15 protein-coding genes are annotated in these 15,102 nt (G+C 60.7%); 7 read left to right on the forward strand and 8 right to left on the reverse strand.

The genetic code is table 11. The features are described from left to right. The 4 genes from HX873_RS28085 to HX873_RS28100 form a co-directional block, all read right to left on the reverse strand. On the reverse strand, window positions 1–1,044 hold a 1,044-nt coding region (locus HX873_RS28085), incomplete at its 3' end, for an ATP-binding protein (RefSeq protein ID WP_177123518.1). After that, a complete protein-coding gene (locus HX873_RS28090; protein WP_177123519.1) occupies window positions 1,041–1,709 on the reverse strand; it encodes a response regulator transcription factor in 669 nt (222 codons plus the stop codon). The genes HX873_RS28090 and HX873_RS28085, both read right to left, overlap by 4 nt. Next, on the reverse strand, window positions 1,709–2,032 hold the full coding sequence (locus tag HX873_RS28095; RefSeq protein WP_102369441.1) for a PepSY domain-containing protein: 324 nt from the start codon (window positions 2,030–2,032) through the stop codon (window positions 1,709–1,711). The genes HX873_RS28090 and HX873_RS28095 overlap by 1 nt, the downstream gene beginning before the upstream one ends. Beyond that, window positions 2,032–2,340 carry a PepSY domain-containing protein gene (locus tag HX873_RS28100; RefSeq protein WP_003219548.1) on the reverse strand — a complete coding sequence of 103 codons (309 nt, stop codon included), beginning with the start codon at window positions 2,338–2,340 and terminating at the stop codon, window positions 2,032–2,034. The genes HX873_RS28095 and HX873_RS28100 overlap by 1 nt, the downstream gene beginning before the upstream one ends. A gap of 159 nt (window positions 2,341–2,499) precedes the next feature. Here HX873_RS28100 and HX873_RS28105 point away from each other — a divergent pair, with 159 nt between their 5' ends. The 7 genes from HX873_RS28105 to codA all read left to right on the forward strand — a co-directional run bounded on the left by HX873_RS28105 (window position 2,500) and on the right by codA (window position 9,239). Next, the gene (locus tag HX873_RS28105) at window positions 2,500–3,579 is read left to right on the forward strand and encodes a patatin-like phospholipase family protein (RefSeq protein ID WP_177123520.1); all 1,080 of its coding nucleotides are present in this window, start codon (window positions 2,500–2,502) and stop codon (window positions 3,577–3,579) included. Window positions 3,580–3,759: 180 nt separating this feature from the next. Then, complete coding sequence (gene queD, locus HX873_RS28110; RefSeq protein ID WP_003190259.1) at window positions 3,760–4,116, forward strand: 6-carboxytetrahydropterin synthase QueD; 357 nt, start codon at window positions 3,760–3,762, stop codon at window positions 4,114–4,116. A gap of 89 nt (window positions 4,117–4,205) precedes the next feature. Then, window positions 4,206–4,658, forward strand: a complete 453-nt coding sequence (locus HX873_RS28115) for a GNAT family N-acetyltransferase (RefSeq protein ID WP_087693060.1) — start codon at window positions 4,206–4,208, stop codon at window positions 4,656–4,658. Window positions 4,659–4,668: 10 nt separating this feature from the next. Further along, complete coding sequence (locus HX873_RS28120; protein ID WP_008432778.1) at window positions 4,669–5,292, forward strand: NUDIX hydrolase; 624 nt, start codon at window positions 4,669–4,671, stop codon at window positions 5,290–5,292. A 201-nt stretch (window positions 5,293–5,493) separates the two neighbouring features. Then, window positions 5,494–6,762, forward strand: coding sequence for a cytosine permease (codB, locus tag HX873_RS28125; RefSeq protein ID WP_003219542.1), 1,269 nt, complete (start codon window positions 5,494–5,496; stop codon window positions 6,760–6,762). After that, a complete protein-coding gene (locus HX873_RS28130) occupies window positions 6,759–7,976 on the forward strand; it encodes a PucR family transcriptional regulator ligand-binding domain-containing protein (RefSeq protein ID WP_177050810.1) in 1,218 nt (405 codons plus the stop codon). The genes codB and HX873_RS28130 overlap by 4 nt, the downstream gene beginning before the upstream one ends. 27 nt (window positions 7,977–8,003) lie before the next feature. Next, entirely contained in the window at window positions 8,004–9,239 is a 1,236-nt protein-coding gene (gene codA / locus HX873_RS28135) for a cytosine deaminase (RefSeq protein ID WP_003219538.1), read from the forward strand. 2 nt (window positions 9,240–9,241) lie between these two features. Here the strand turns inward: codA and HX873_RS28140 are convergent, their stop codons facing one another. The 4 genes from HX873_RS28140 to HX873_RS28155 all read right to left on the reverse strand — a co-directional run bounded on the left by HX873_RS28140 (window position 9,242) and on the right by HX873_RS28155 (window position 14,935). Further along, a complete protein-coding gene (locus HX873_RS28140; RefSeq protein ID WP_177123521.1) occupies window positions 9,242–11,392 on the reverse strand; it encodes a lipase family protein in 2,151 nt (716 codons plus the stop codon). A 48-nt stretch (window positions 11,393–11,440) separates the two neighbouring features. Then, window positions 11,441–11,983 (reverse strand): hypothetical protein, encoded by a 543-nt coding sequence (locus HX873_RS28145; protein ID WP_143495382.1) that lies wholly within the window; start codon window positions 11,981–11,983, stop codon window positions 11,441–11,443. Window positions 11,984–12,050: 67 nt separating this feature from the next. Then, window positions 12,051–12,893 carry a DUF4123 domain-containing protein gene (locus HX873_RS28150; protein WP_177123522.1) on the reverse strand — a complete coding sequence of 281 codons (843 nt, stop codon included), beginning with the start codon at window positions 12,891–12,893 and terminating at the stop codon, window positions 12,051–12,053. After that, window positions 12,893–14,935 (reverse strand): type VI secretion system tip protein VgrG, encoded by a 2,043-nt coding sequence (locus tag HX873_RS28155; RefSeq protein ID WP_177123523.1) that lies wholly within the window; start codon window positions 14,933–14,935, stop codon window positions 12,893–12,895. The genes HX873_RS28150 and HX873_RS28155 overlap by 1 nt, the downstream gene beginning before the upstream one ends. Window positions 14,936–15,102: the final 167 nt, after the last annotated feature.

A 15,102-nucleotide genomic window follows, 5' to 3' on the forward strand; every position in this document is an offset into this window, starting at 1 on the left:
CGCGTTGTCCAGCAGGTTGCCCAACAGTTCCAGCAGGTCTTCGCGGTCCCACGGCAATTGCAAACCGGGCGGCACGCGGTAACTCAAATCCAGGTGTTCGCCATGGATCATGTTCAGGGTCGCGAGCAACCCCGGTAATTCGCCGTCGCAATCGAACAAGGCACCCGGCAGTGTCTCTCCGGCCAGGCGGGCACGATTGAGTTCACGATTAAGCCGTTGCTGCACCTGCTCCAACTGTTCCCGCAGCAGCTTGCTCAGTTGCGGATGGTCCTTGAGCTGTTCGCTGGATGCCACGCTCAGCAACACCGCCAACGGGGTTTTCAAGGCATGGCCGAGATTGCCCAGGGCATTGCGCGAGCGCTTGAGGCTGTCTTCGGTGTGGGCCAGCAGATGGTTGATCTGCGCCACCAGCGGCTCCAGCTCCACCGGCACCTGGGTATCCAGTTGCGAGCGCTGGCCCTGCTGCAGTTGGGCGATCTGGTTGCGCGCGGTCTCCAGCGGGCGCAAGGCGCGGCGCACGGTGACCCGTTGCAGAATCAGGATCAGCAACAGCGCCGCCAGCCCCAGCACCAAGCCGATCTGGCGCATCAGCCGAAAGCTTTCTCTGACGGGCGTGTAGTCCTGGGCCACGCTGATGGAAATCGACTGGCCAAACCGTTTGTAGTCCGAACGCAGTACCAGCAACTGCTGGCCTTCCGGCCCCAACTGCAGGTTGCCCTTCAGCCCGGCGTGGGGCAACTGCGGCAGTTCCTGGTCCCACAGCGAGCGGGAACGCCAATGGGTGTCGGCAAAATCGATACGGAAATAGTGCCCGGAAAACGGACGCTGGTACGCAGGAGACAACCGCTGCTCATCCAGTTGCACACCCGCCGGCCCGCGCACCAGCGCCACCAGCAGGTTCTCGCTGTCGTTGCGCAAGCCGGACTCCAGGTAACGTTGCAGGCCCATTTCGAACAGCCACAGGCTGGTCTGCGCCAGCACCAGGCCGACGATCACCATCACACTGATCAGCCCCAGGCTCAGGCGCCGCTGGATCGACTTCATGCCGGGCTGACACCAAACCGGTAACCCTGGCCGCGCCGGGTCTCGATCACGCTGCGGCCCAACTTGCGGCGCAGGTGGTTGACGTGGACCTCCAACACATTGGAGTCACGCTCGGTCTCGCCATCGTACAAATGTTCGGCCAGGTGACTTTTTGAAAGGATTTGCTCGGGGTGCAGCATGAAGTAACGCAGCAGCCGAAACTCGGCCGCGGTCAGCTGGATCTCCTCGCCATCACGCATCACACACTGGCGACCCTCATCCAGGTGCAAGCCGGCAGCCTGCAAGGTGGGCTGATTGGCGTGGCCATGGGAACGACGCAGCAAGGCCTGGATACGCAGGTGCAGCTCTTCGGGATGGAACGGTTTGCTGAGGTAGTCGTCGGCCCCGGCCTTGAGCCCTTCGATGCGCTCGGCCCAGGAGTCGCGGGCAGTGAGGATCAGCACCGGCGTGGCCAGGCCGGCGGCACGCCATTGCGTCAACACCTCAAGCCCGGGCAAACCCGGCAGGCCGAGGTCAAGGATGATCAGATCGTAGGGTTCGCTGCGCCCCTGATACACCGCATCGCGCCCGTCCGCCAGCCAGTCGACGGCATAGCCCTGGCGATTGAGCCCAGCCATCAACTCATCGGCCAGGGGTACGTGGTCTTCCACCAGCAGCAGGCGCATCAGTCGTCTTCCTTGTCTTTGAGCAGTTGACCGGTGTTGGCGTCGAGTTCGATCTCGCGCACCACGCCTTCCACCGTCAACAGTTCGATTTCATAGATATAGCGCACAGGGCGATCCTTGTGCTCTTCAAGCTCGGCGTCCAGCAGCTTGGCGCCCGGGTAGCGCTCGAAAGCCGGGCCCAGCAGATGCTCAAGCGGCGCGATCACGCCCTTCTGGCGCAGGCGCAGCGCTTCATCCTGGCCCAGGTCCCGAGCGGCCAGGCCTGAGCAAAATGCCAGGAGCACCAGCGCCACTTGAACGCTGGTGCGTAGATTTACCTTCATTACGTATCCTGATGATCCTTGAGGACGGCGCCGGTGACAGCGTCCAATTCCAGGTCCCACTCGACGCCCTGGGCGTCGCGCAGTTCAACCTGATAAAGGTATTTGCCGTATTCCTCTTCAAGCTCGGTTTCATGCACGGTGGCGCCGGGATGTTTGGCCAACGCCGTGGCGTTGAGCTTCTCGAAAGACACAATGGTACCAGCGTCGCGCAACTTCAGTGCTTCGTCCGGCCCCAGGTCGCGAGCCTGGGCGACGCCTGCGGTGAGGGCGATGATACTGCTGGCGATCAAGGCTGTGAGGGTTTTCATGGTGAGTCTCCGTTTCGGGATATTTTGCCTACGGGACTCACGGTACTGGATCCAACTTAACTGAAACTGAATTGCCACCATGGCAATTCTCTGCGAGACCTTTGCCTGCAACCGGGCAAGATTTTCTATACTGCCCTGCTCGCGGTAAATGAGACCGGTATGACTGCTATCCATATGAAGTTCCCCGCCTTGACCCTCAAGGCCGGTAAACGCGCTTTTGCACGCATTCGTGAGCAGGGGCTTGCGCCTGCGGACGTCGGCATCCTTCCCGGCGCTGCCGGCGGGCCCAAGGCGCTGGGCATCCAGGGTCTGGACCTGGCGCTGTTTGGTGACTGGCTGCCCCGGGCGCCCCGCGAGCGTGCGCTGATCGGCGCCTCGATAGGCTCCTGGCGGTTTGCCAGTGCGTGCCTGCCCGACCCGGTGCAAGGCCTGCTCGACCTGGGCCGGCTGTACAACGCACAAAGCTTTGCCAAAGGCGTGACCATGGCCGAAGTCAGCCAGAGCTGCGTGCGCATGCTCGATGACTTGCTGGCCGGCCGCGATGCCCGCGTGCTCGACAACCCGCACTACCGGCTGAACATCATGGTGGTCAAAAGCCATGGCCTGCTCGCCGACGATCATCGCGGTCGGCTTGGTTTGGGGTTGTCCTCGGTGATCGCCGACAACCTGAGGGGCCGCGCGCGGTTGTCCCGGCACTTCGAACGGCTGATCGTCCACGACCCACGCCAGGCGCCACCGCTGCATGCGCTCAAGGATTTCCCGTCGCGCTTCCTTGATCTGGAACTGGGCAACCTGCGCCAGGCCTTGCTGGCGTCGGGCTCGATCCCCATGGTGATGCAAGGCGTACGCGACCTGCCGGGTGCAGGCCAAGGCACTTACCGCGATGGCGGCCTGCTGGACTATCACCTCGACCTGCCCTACCACGGCGATGATATCGTGCTGTACCCGCACTTCACCGACCGGGTCATTCCCGGCTGGTTCGACAAAGGCTTGCCGTGGCGTCGCGCCAATCAACAGGGTTTGCAGGATGTCCTGCTGCTGGCGCCGTCGAAGGAATACCTGGCGCGACTGCCCCACGGCAAACTGCCGGACCGCAGTGACTTCAAGCGCTTCATGGGGGATGACCCGGGCCGCAACAAGTACTGGCAAACCGCAATGAGCGAAAGCCAGCGGCTGGGGAATGAGTTTCTGCAACTGGCCGACAATGGCCAATTGGGCGAACGCCTGCTGGCTCTCTAGCGCCCTCTACGTAGCAGCTGTCGAGCCCAAGCGAGGCTGCGTCGGCAGCACCTCGGTTTGTCAGACAAATCGCAAACGCAGCCTCGCCATGGCTCGACAGCTGCTACGCGGTATGCGCGCGGCCGCGACAAACTGTTAAACTCGCCGCCTGCCAGACACCTCACCGAGCTGAAAAACCCTGTGGAAATTTTCAAAGAGTTTACCTTCGAGTCCGCCCACCGCCTGCCCCACGTTCCGGAAGGCCACAAATGCGGGCGCCTGCATGGCCATTCGTTCAAGGTGGCGATCCACCTCAGCGGCGACCTCGACCCGCACACCGGCTGGATCCGTGACTTCTCGGAGATCAAGGCGATTTTCAAGCCGCTCTACGAACGCCTCGACCACAACTACCTCAACGACATCCCGGGCCTCGAAAACCCCACCAGCGAAGTGCTGGCCAAGTGGATCTGGAATGAACTGAAACCGCTGTTGCCGGAACTCAGCGCGATTCGCATCCATGAGACCTGCACCAGCGGCTGCATCTATCGCGGCGAATAAGCCGGCGATGTAAAAAACCACCCTTGCGGTGGTTTTTTTATGCCGGTGACTCCCTTACAGTCGTGGCCTCTTGTACAGGAAGCGCTGCGATGCCAACCCATATCCGCCCCGCTACCGGCGACGATATCGCCGCAATTGAAGCGATCGTCCACGCCGCCTACTCCCCTTACATCCAGCGAATCGGGCGCAAGCCAGGGCCGATGCTGGATGACTATCGCCAGCAGGTCGCTGCAGAACGGGTGCATGTGCTGGAGAGTGCGGGCCAGGTCCACGGCTTTGTCGTACTGATTCATCACGATGAGTACCTGCTGCTGGATAACCTGGCCGTCGACCCCGGTGCCCAGGGCTTGGGTTACGGGCGCCTGTTGCTGGGCTTCGCGGAAGGCCAGGCCAGGCATGGCTCCATCCGTCTCTACACCAATGAAGCGATGACCGAAAATATCGCGCTGTACACCCGCAAAGGCTATGTGGAAACCCACCGGGCCGAGGAAAACGGCTTGCGTCGGGTCTACATGCAAAAAGACCTCACCGCCTCGCACTGAAGGAGCTCCCATGGAAAACACCTGGCTGGCCCAGGCCAAGCGCCTGCAAGCATTGGCCTCCACGGGGCTGCACTTCTGCACCGATGACTTCGAGCGCGAGCGCCTTGAGGAAATCGCCCAGATTGCCCACAGCATGCTGGCGCAATTGGGCGAAGTACCGCTGGAGCGCATCACCGGGCTGGTGCCGGATTTTGCCAAACGTTATTCGACGCCCATGATTGATGTGCGGGGCGCAGTGATTGACGGTGACCGGATCCTGTTGGTCCGCGAGCTCACGGATGGCTGCTGGGCATTGCCCGGCGGTTATGCGGATATTGGTTTGTCGGCGGCTGAAAACATCGTCAAGGAAATTCGCGAAGAGGCCGGGCTGACGGTCACGGCCAAGGCGCTGTACAGCGTCACCCACAAGGCCAAAGGCTTGTACCGGCCGGATATCCGGGACTTCTACAAACTCTACTTTCTGTGCGAACGGGTTGATCAACTGGCGCCGGCGGCCGGTTTCGAAACCACTGAAGTTGGCTTCTTCAGCCTGGACGATCTGCCGCCGCTGTCCCGTGGCCGCACCATTGAAAGCGACCTTGAGGCCGCTTTTGCCTTTCATCGCGGGCAGACCACTCACACCCTGTTCGATTGAATCACGGGTGATCCAATTTGTATCACCCTGCACCGCTTTCGCGCCTGAGTGGGCAGAAAGACCAATCCCGCCTGCGTGTTTCCCCTGTTTGGCTATAAATACTGTGCAACCTGCACAGTCCTGACCGTGCGCCCGTCACTGCCTCGCACTTGGCACGACGGGTGCAATAGGCCTGCGTCACTCATTCAGGGAGAACGGCACATGACGCAGAACGAACCGGGCAATGACTACCCTCTCAGCGAGGTGCCCATGCATGCCCGCAAAGGCCTGGCCTCCACCGCCATGGTGCTGCTGGGCTTTACCTTTTTTACCGCGACCATGTTCGCCGGCGGCAAGCTGGGGGTGGCCTTCAGCTTTACCCAGATGCTCGGCGTCGTGGCCCTGGGTAACCTGCTGTTGGGTATCTACGCCGCAGGCCTGGGTTACATCGCGTTCAAGAGCGGTTTGAATTCAGTATTGATGGGGCGCTTCTGCTTCGGTGAAGTGGGCAGCAAACTCAGCGACTTGATTCTCGGTTTTACCCAGATCGGCTGGTACGCCTGGGGCACCGCCACCGCAGCCGTAGTACTGGGCAAGTATTTCGAGTTGAGCCAGGGCAGCGTACTCGGGCTGATGGTGCTGTTTGGCATGGTGTTCTGCGCGACGGCCTACGTGGGCTATCGCGGGTTGGAGATTCTGTCCTACATCGCCGTGCCGGCCATGGGTATTTTGTTGTTTCTGTCGATGTGGGTCGCCACCGTCAAGGTCGGCGGGCTCGATGGACTGCTGGCGGTGGTGCCGACCGGTGAGCTGGACATGTCCACGGCTATCACGCTGGTGTTCGGCACCTTTGTCAGCGGCGCGACCCAGGCTACCAACTGGACGCGGTTCTCACGCTCGGCCAGGGTCGCGGTGCTGGCCAGCCTGATCGGCTTCTTTATCGGCAACGGCTTGATGGTGTTGATCGGTGCCTATGGCGCCATCGTCTACCAGCAGCCCGACGTGGTCGAAGTGTTGCTGCTGCAAGGCTTCGCCATGGCGGCCATGGCGATGCTGTTGCTGAATATCTGGAGCACCCAGGACAACACCATCTACAACTTCGCCGTCGCCGGCTGCAACCTGCTGCGCACCAAGCGCCGCAAAACGGTGACCCTGGCCGGTGCGGTAATCGGCACCCTGCTGGCGTTGCTGGGCATGTACGACATGCTGGTGCCCTACCTGATCCTGCTGGGCACGGTGATCCCACCGATTGGCGGGGTGATCATGGCGGATTTCTTCTATCGCTACCGCGGCCACTATCCGCGCCTGGCCGATACACGCCTGCCGGCCTTCAACTGGCCAGGGCTGATCGCCTATGCCGTGGGTACGGTGCTGGCCTTTCATTCACCCTGGGTGGCGCCATTGGTGGGGATCGTGGCGGCGTCCCTGACCTACATCGTGCTGACCAGCGTATTGCGGGTGCGGGCACCTTTGGCTGACGTCCAGGCATGAGCCTGACAATCGCCGACGTGTTGGCCTTGCCCGGCCTTGAATCGATGTGCCTGCGGGCCGGGGAAGCCGGCCTGGAGAACACGGTGCGCTGGCCCTATGTCGCAGAAAACAGCGGCATTGCCGAATGGGTGCTGGGGGGCGAACTGGTGTTCGTCACCGGTATCAATCACCCACGGGACGAGGCCAATCTGTTGGTGCTGCTGGACGAAGCCTGTCAGCGCCAGGTCGCCGGCCTGGTGATCCTCACGGGGCCGGACTATATCCAGGCGATTCCCCAGCGTTTGCTGGAAGCGGCGCAAGCGGCGGGCATGCCGCTGATCGAACAGCCTTACTCGTTGAAGATGGTACTGGTGACCCAGGCCATCGGTTCGGCGTTGATCCAGTCGCAGCAGTTGGGGCGCTCGCGACACGATGTGCTGGAGCGCCTGCTGGCCGGTGATTACCAATCCCTGGATTTGCTGCTGCACCGCGCTGCGCAGTTGGACATGCCGCTGGCCGGCCATTGGCAACTCGTCCAGTTGCAACTGGACGGCAGCGACGCGCTGTTTGCCCAGGGTGAGGCGCCAGTGGTCGAGGCGCAGCTTGCCCGACAACACGATGCGATTACCCGCCGTCTGCGCCAGTTTTCTGCGCAGCATCCGTCGCGCCTGCCCGTGCTGGGGCGTGCCGGACAATGGACGTTGCTGCTGCCTGCGATAGACGCGGGTGCGGCATTGGCCAACCGTCAGTTGTTGGCGGGTTGGTTGAAGGCACTGAATCTGCGCCTGGCACCGTTGAAACTGTTTATCGGCCTGAGTGCTGCCGCGCACCCACCCGCGCGCCTGGCCCAGGCCCTGGATGAGGCGCGCCAGGCATTGGCCGCTGCGCGACGGTTCAGTGAACGCGCCGGGCTGTGTGTCTACGATGAGTTGGGCGTGCTCAAGCTGCTCAGTGGCGTACGTGATCGCGCCCTGCTCGATCAGTTCCTCAACGAACGCCTGGGGCCGCTGCTGCGCCACGACCTGCACCATGGCCCAAGCCTGATGCCGACCCTGGAGGCCTGGTTCCACGAGAATGGTAACCTTGTGGCCGCAGCCCAACGGCTGGCGGTTCACCGCAACACCCTGACGCATCGCGTCCAGCGTATCGAAGCCCTGTGCGGGCTGACGCTGGACAATGCTTATGACCGCCTGGACATCGGCATCGCGCTGATGATCTGGCGGCTGTCTGCCTGACTGTTTTTTGCCAAGAGGAACTTGCCCATGCACATCATCAACGCCCGCCTGCGCAACCGTGAAGGCCTGCATGATCTGCACCTGGAACACGGCCGGATCGCCAGCATCACCCAACAAGGCGCTGCCCCCCTGGCAGGCCCCGACGACCTGGACGCCGCCGGCAACCTGGTGGTCCCGCCTTTCGTCGAGCCGCACATTCACCTCGATGCCACCCTGACCGCCGGCGAGCCGCGCTGGAACATGAGCGGCACCCTGTTTGAAGGCATCGAGTGCTGGGGCGAGCGCAAGGCCACCATCACCCTGGAAGACACCAAGACCCGCTCCAAAAAAACCATCCAGACCCTGGCCGCCCATGGCATCCAGCATGTGCGCACCCATGTCGACGTCACCGACCCGGACCTCACCGCGCTCAAGGCCATGCTTGAAGTACGCGAGGAAAGCGGCCACCTGATCGACCTGCAAATCGTCGCGTTCCCCCAGGAAGGCATCGAGTCGTACCGCAATGGCCGCGAGCTGATGGAAGAGGCCATTCGCCTGGGCGCCGACGTGATCGGCGGCATCCCGCACTTTGAATACACCCGTGACCAAGGGGTGAGTTCGGTGAAGTTCCTGATGGACCTGGCCGAACGCACCGGTTGCCTGGTCGATGTGCACTGCGACGAAACCGACGACCCACACTCGCGCTTTCTTGAAGTGCTGGCCGAAGAAGCCCGCAGCCGTGACATGGGCGCCCGCGTGACCGCCAGCCACACCACGGCCATGGGCTCCTACGACAATGCTTACTGCGCCAAACTCTTCCGCCTGCTGGGACATTCGGGCATCAGCTTTGTCTCCTGCCCTACCGAAAGCATCCACTTGCAGGGCCGCTTCGACACCTTCCCCAAACGCCGCGGCGTGACCCGGGTCAACGAACTGCTGGAGGCTGGCATGAACGTCTGCTTCGGCCAGGACTCCATCGTCGACCCTTGGTATCCCTTGGGTAACGGCAACATTTTGCGGGTGCTGGAAGCCGGGTTGCATATCTGCCACATGCTTGGCTACCGCAACCTGCAAAGTGCCCTCGACCTGGTCACCGACAACAGCGCCCGGGCGATGGCCCTGGGGGATCGTTATGGCCTGGAACCGGGACGCCCGGCGAACCTGTTGATCCTGTCTGCAGACAGCGACTATGAAGTGATTCGCAGCCAGGGCTTGCCGTTGTATTCGATTCGCGCGGGCAAAGTGTTGATGAAACGCCGGCCGGCGCAGGTGGAGTTTTTGTAGGCTCATACGATTGAATCTATATCGAGGGTTTGTGGCTTTCCCCAGCCATCATCCGATTGTGGCGGGATGCTCGCCACTTGGGTGAGTACGCGGTTTTGCGGGTGAGCGAACCAGCGTTTCAGGCTGGATTGCAGGGTTGGGGATGAAGCGTGGCTGCCGTAGACGTCGCGGGCCTGGAGGCGGCGCCAGCGGAGGGTTGCCAGGCGGTCGCGACTACTTTGCAGACGATCAGCTTCGATGCTCAAGGCCTGGATATCTTCATAACCACGCTGATTGGTCGGTCGATAGCGGTCCAGTTCTCGTTTTTTCTCCCGCAGTTGTTGCCGCATGCTGATCAGCGCTTTTTCGATCAGCTCAAATTCACTCGCAGTCACCAGTGTTCCGTCGGCGTCCACGGTTTGCTGCCAGCGGCGTAACGTCGCCCAGGCTGCCGGGATGTAGCTTGCGGTCATAAAGTGCTGCTTGTATTGGACTAGCTGCTTGATCAGGTTGGCCCGGTCCGGCATATCACCGCTGAGTTGAATCGCGCGATTGCATGCAGCTTCTTCGATCGACTCACACCCGGGGTTCCACAATATTGAAGACTGTGTGCCGTCGGGCAAGGCAATCGGCATGAAATGCTGCTGGGAGCCATGATGCTGATAGGCGTTCCCGCCCACCCGCACCAACCCAAGTGCGAACAGCAGGCCAGCAGGTGCAGGATTGCTGAACAGGGTAACAAGCCCGGGAATCCAGAGTTTGGCAGTTGTGTTCATCCAGGGTGCCGGGACGCTGGGTACCGGGTCGTTATGATTGACGATGCGGTGATGCACCAAAGATGAAGCACCGTCAGTGAACTCAGAGTCGGCAGCGCGGGGAGCGCCATAGGTGTAAAGAAGGATGTTGCGGTCGTAACCTGGAATTCGCCTAAGAGACTCTGCCAGCAGCAGTGCTATGGCGCCGCCGAGACTATGGCCACAAATTATGATGCGCTGGTCTATGTAGAACCGGTCGAGGTAATGCAGCGCAAAATCACGCATCGCCCGATACGCGCCATAAAAGCCTTCATGAACCTTACCAGCACCCTCGACAAAAGCGACCTGGTGAGCATTGGCATCCCTCAGCCCATCGGAACGGCTTGCAGTGCCCCGCACTGCGATCAGGATCACATGGTCGTGATGGCTGATAAACGCCTGAGTATCAGTGCCATTCTCCTCGTCATCAAAAAAATGCAGCTTCGCTGGGTGGGCCGGGGACTCTCCTTGCCCCGATCGATTTTGCTCATACAACTCAGGATCAAAAGGCAACACCTCGAATCGTTGCGAGTACGGCACGTCTTCATACACGGGATAAAAGTGTTCCACCTGGTCGGAATCGAACTTCCAGGCCTCCTGATAGCCCGACAGTTGTTCGGAAAAAAAATTGCCCACACTGGGCTCTATGGGAAAGCTGACCTGGTCCATCGGCGGAGTCGATGGTTCCTGCCCAAAATCGCAATAACTCAAGGTAGCCATAAGTGCCAACTGATAAAGGTTCAAGGCACAGAACTGGTCTTCAATCGACAACAACGGGCGTAACGCACGCAGCGGCCTTACCTCCAGCACAGTGTGCAGGTCAGGAAATAAAACCAGCCCTGTCAGCTTGGGCTGAGGGGGGCCAAACCCAAGTTCAGCCAGCATGCGGAGCGCATGCCGCGGTGGTCGATGGGTTCTGGGCGCCAAGGGAGGCAAGTGAGCAGTGTGCAAGACCAAGTCACTGACTTCGACTTGATAGAATTTGCCTGTTTCCCGCCGTGCCGGGTTTCGCTCGACGCGCTTCCCGTCTACACGTGAAAACCGCGTCTGTTCGGCTCGCACCTGAAGCTCGGTGATAGGCAGTGGGTAACAACCACGCGTTTGCAACGTTGCGTAGTAATCCCCGCTCATTTCATACGGCGCATCGAAGATCAGAACCACAGGCCCTCGATATGGGTTGTCCAACTTTGCGAAACCGTTTCCATCCAAACGACCTGCATATTGTTGACCTGTGCTGTCAAAAACCTTGTACGCAAGACCCCCATAAGCGTTTCCGTCACCTGATTCGTCCACCAGACAAAAACTCAGCCAACATCCACGCACTGCACAAGCAGGCATTTTTCCGCTGAAAAAGGGTTGTTTCCATTCTGTAAGCGCCATCGCTGAATCTCCTTATTCAGTAAAAGTTAAAGATAAGTACGCTCCCCATCAGATTTCCCCAAACACGAGCCTCACCGTTTTACCGTTCAGCTCATCACGCTGCACACGGCCACCCGTTGCAGTCGTTGGCGGCAGTCCTCTTGCATCCACCAGGTTGCATTGAAATACGTTATCAGTCGCCTGCGTTGGCCCTGCCGGCCTGAGTAACCACTGACAGGCCCCCGGCACCTCCAAGGTACCTGGCCCCGGCATTCGAGACATATGGGGTTCAACCCAATCATGCACACCGATAAACGCAAAATCCCCCCCACTGTCCGACAAGTGCTCAGCCGACTTCGCATAGACATCAAACGTCATGTAACGCAGCACTAACGGACACCCGTTCACCGTCTCCGTCAGAGGCAACTCGAAGCTCGCCCGATTCGCCACCGACTTCTCAAGAGCGTCGAATATCTTGATCTCTGGCAGATCACCTGGACGCCATCGTAAAGTGCAAGTCTCACCTGTTCCGGGGACGTAAGTTGCATCGCCTCTGAGTCTGTAATTCGCCGGCAAATCGACCTCCAAAGTGAAACTATCAGCAGGCTTCATCACACAACCGGAAACACCCAGCACACTGCAAACGAATACCCCTCGCCACACGCCCGACATAATTCCCCTACGCATCCTGCTGCTCCCGCTCCACCCGACGCCACTCCCCAACCACCCGCTGAAAATGATCCTCCGCCACTTCCCCACGCATCGGCTGCCATCGAATAAGCACGTCCCCAGTGGCTTCCAACAACCGCCGCACGACCAAAAACTCCAGCTGTTCCGGCCTGTCCCATTGCCAGGCCCGCGCTTGCTCCAGCACCTGCGCCAACCAGATTCTCGGGTCTTGAAACTCAACCAGTGCGCTCAACGCCTCGCTGTACTCGGCCAGCAGGTAACGCAGGATATTGGCTTGCAGAATCACTCCCGCCTGGGGATTCGGCACCTCCAGCCACAGCGCAGGATCGGGTACCGGATACCCCCCCGGAGCCGGGTTATCGACACAACTCCAACGCTCACCCTGCCAGTAACACACGCCGATCAGCGGCCCGAGAAAAACAGGCCAGTCCCGAGCAGGCAGGTGAACCAAGGCCCGCGCCAAGGTGCGGTTATCGTGGAAGCGGTACAGCGCCTGACTGCCCGCCGATCCCACCACCAACCTGTCGCGCCAGTGCCGGGTAACACCCGATAAATCATCACCAGGCAGGCTGCCCAACCAGCCCCAATTACGCTGGGGGTTTTGCAGCAAACCCACCAATGCGGGCTCGCTGACATGGTCGAGCAACAGGAGCATCGGCCCATCCGCTGCCATTTCCGATGCGACGGTTTCACCAAAGAGGCAGCGATACTCAGCGACCGTGCGTGTCGCCAGCAGTACCCCACGCGCATCGCTTTCACCCTGTAGAACCAGGCACAGCCGGCGCCCTGCCTGCTGCTGTTCAGCCATCCACTGGCCAGGCGCGATCTCCATCAAGCCGCCCTCCCCGTGGATTCGCACAGGCCTTCACGGCAGCGCTCGCACACTGGACAGAAGTCCGCATCCAGTCTTCTGGCCAGCTCCATGACTGCGCCTTGGATAACCGAAACCTTCGGCCCATCCGCTGCAAATGCGGGCGAAGCAGCCACGTCACCCGGTCCAACTGGGTTGGCTGTGCGAATCACGGCAGGCGCACCGCCCAACGTGATCGGCCGACTGCTGAAAATCCCGCCGGCCTGAATCAGCAAATGCTCACCACCGGCCTTGAAGCTCAACTGCGCACCGGCATCGATAACCAGGTTGGCCCCCGCCTTCAGATGGACCTGTTGCCCCGCTTCGATCACCAGGGTCTGGCCGACAAGGGTCTGGCTGTTGCCCTGCACGTGCAAGTGATCATCAGCCCCAAGCCGAACCTTGCGGTCGCCGGCGATGCTGCGGTGTTCCTCGCCTCCCAGGGTGGTGGCACTCAAGCCGTGGATGGTTTCCCGACGTTCGCCCCCCACCTCCAGCCGACTGTCGTGGCCGACCTGCTGCTCCAGATCGCGTTGGGCGCGCAGGTAGATGAGTTCCTGGCCGCTGCGGTCCTCAAGGTGCAGCTCGTTGGCCCCCGCCCCGCCCGGCGAACTGCGGCTGCGTAGCACACTGCGGGTCTTGTGTTGGGGCAACGGATAGGCAACAGGCTGCAAGGTATTGGGCAGGCAACCATTGATCACTGGCCGATCTGGATCACCTTCCAGGAACGTCACCAGTACCTCCATGCCCACACGCGGGATCATCACCGCGCCATAGCTGTCACCCGCCCATCCGGACGCCACACGCACCCAGCAGCTGCTCTTGTCGTCGTGCTGGTCCAGGCGGTCCCAATGAAAGCGAATTTTCACCCGGCCGTGAGCGTCGCAATGCACGTCTTCACCCTCGGGCCCGGTGACGGTTGCGGTCTGGCTGCCACTGATACGCGGTTTGACGTGCTTGAGCGGCGGGCGGTAAGCGGCGCGCCAGGGCGTTGCGGTAAATCGATTGCGGTAGCCGTGGAATGCCTCGACATCCACCACCGCCTCCTCCAGCACCTGCGGTTGATAGCCTTCGTGACGCACGCCGGTGATCAGCCACAAGTCATTACAGGTGCGGTCCGGATGGCCGCGCAGTTCCAGGAAATGCCCGCTGCGCAAAGCCGGCTGGTCACTGCGGCCCAGGGCCCGATGGCGGTCGCGTTGATGACGTTCCAGGCCACGCCGGGCCAACTGCGAACCTCGCAGATGCCCCGTGAATCCCGCGGGGTATTGATAGTCTTCAAGTGCCGGGAAAGATCCGGCCTGCTCCTGCAAGCGCAGCGACGGATGTTCGAAGTCGTAGTCACGCCGAACAACCTGAGCACTGCGCGTGGCCAGGCGCACATCGAAACGCTGGATCACCAGCGTTTCGGCAGCCGGGCCTCCGGCCGGGCAGTAGCGTTGCGCCGGCAAACGACGAAACACCGTCTGATCATCACCCAGCACCAGTACATGGGCGTCTGCACTGTGGCGAAAGTGGTAGTGAATGCCCTCTTCCTCGCACAGCCGCTGGATAAAGTGCAGGTCGGTTTCCGCGTATTGCACACAGAACGTACGCGGTGGGTAAACCACCGGCCCCAGTTCGAAGGTATAGGCATCAGCAAGGATGCCGTGCTGCTCAAGCACTGCCGCGATGATTTGCGGCACGCTGCGCTGCTGGAAAATCCGCTGGTCGCAACGATGGGCCAGGTACGCCACGCGCGGCGCAAGGGTGAGGTGGTAGCGGGTCAGCCGCTGCCCCGGGCCTTCCCGGCCAATGCTGTAGATTTGCCCGTGCAGGCCTTCACCGGGCTCGCCAAAATCCAGATAGGCCGGTTGGTGAAGTAACTTCTCCAGATCCAGGCTGGGGTTTTCACTGACCCACTGCACTTCAATGAAAAAAGGCTGGTCAATCGTTTCGCTGCCTTTAAAAGCCAGCACCTGAAATGCCTGGTTCATTCCTGCAACGACCAGTTTGAAACGTGACGAAACAAGCGTATTGAACATCCGTTGTTACCCGCCATTCATTGTCGAGCTGAAATAACTTCTCCCGTAAAACGCAGATAAAGCCACTCAATTCGAAGCCGATAAAAAGTGCCTGAACCCCAGGAATACTAGCGATTTCAGGCGAAATTCGGCCGCTTCAAAATAAAAAAGAAGATTCGCACACCGAT

Source organism: Pseudomonas sp. P7758, assembly GCF_013386485.1.
Lineage (GTDB): Bacteria > Pseudomonadota > Gammaproteobacteria > Pseudomonadales > Pseudomonadaceae > Aquipseudomonas.

What these genes read in the sequence shown, in the direction of transcription:
- HX873_RS28090 (WP_177123519.1), bottom strand. Translation starts at nt 1,709, where the DNA reads ATGCGCCTGCTGCTGGTGGAAGACCACGTACCCCTGGCCGATGAGTTG.
- HX873_RS28095 (WP_102369441.1), bottom strand. Translation starts at nt 2,032, where the DNA reads ATGAAGGTAAATCTACGCACCAGCGTTCAAGTGGCGCTGGTGCTCCTG.
- HX873_RS28100 (WP_003219548.1), bottom strand. Translation starts at nt 2,340, where the DNA reads ATGAAAACCCTCACAGCCTTGATCGCCAGCAGTATCATCGCCCTCACC.
- HX873_RS28105 (WP_177123520.1), top strand. Translation starts at nt 2,500, where the DNA reads ATGACTGCTATCCATATGAAGTTCCCCGCCTTGACCCTCAAGGCCGGT.
- HX873_RS28115 (WP_087693060.1), top strand. Translation starts at nt 4,206, where the DNA reads ATGCCAACCCATATCCGCCCCGCTACCGGCGACGATATCGCCGCAATT.
- HX873_RS28120 (WP_008432778.1), top strand. Translation starts at nt 4,669, where the DNA reads ATGGAAAACACCTGGCTGGCCCAGGCCAAGCGCCTGCAAGCATTGGCC.
- codB (WP_003219542.1), top strand. Translation starts at nt 5,494, where the DNA reads ATGACGCAGAACGAACCGGGCAATGACTACCCTCTCAGCGAGGTGCCC.
- HX873_RS28130 (WP_177050810.1), top strand. Translation starts at nt 6,759, where the DNA reads ATGAGCCTGACAATCGCCGACGTGTTGGCCTTGCCCGGCCTTGAATCG.
- codA (WP_003219538.1), top strand. Translation starts at nt 8,004, where the DNA reads ATGCACATCATCAACGCCCGCCTGCGCAACCGTGAAGGCCTGCATGAT.
- HX873_RS28140 (WP_177123521.1), bottom strand. Translation starts at nt 11,392, where the DNA reads ATGGCGCTTACAGAATGGAAACAACCCTTTTTCAGCGGAAAAATGCCT.
- HX873_RS28145 (WP_143495382.1), bottom strand. Translation starts at nt 11,983, where the DNA reads ATGAAGCCTGCTGATAGTTTCACTTTGGAGGTCGATTTGCCGGCGAAT.
- HX873_RS28150 (WP_177123522.1), bottom strand. Translation starts at nt 12,893, where the DNA reads ATGGAGATCGCGCCTGGCCAGTGGATGGCTGAACAGCAGCAGGCAGGG.
- HX873_RS28155 (WP_177123523.1), bottom strand. Translation starts at nt 14,935, where the DNA reads ATGTTCAATACGCTTGTTTCGTCACGTTTCAAACTGGTCGTTGCAGGA.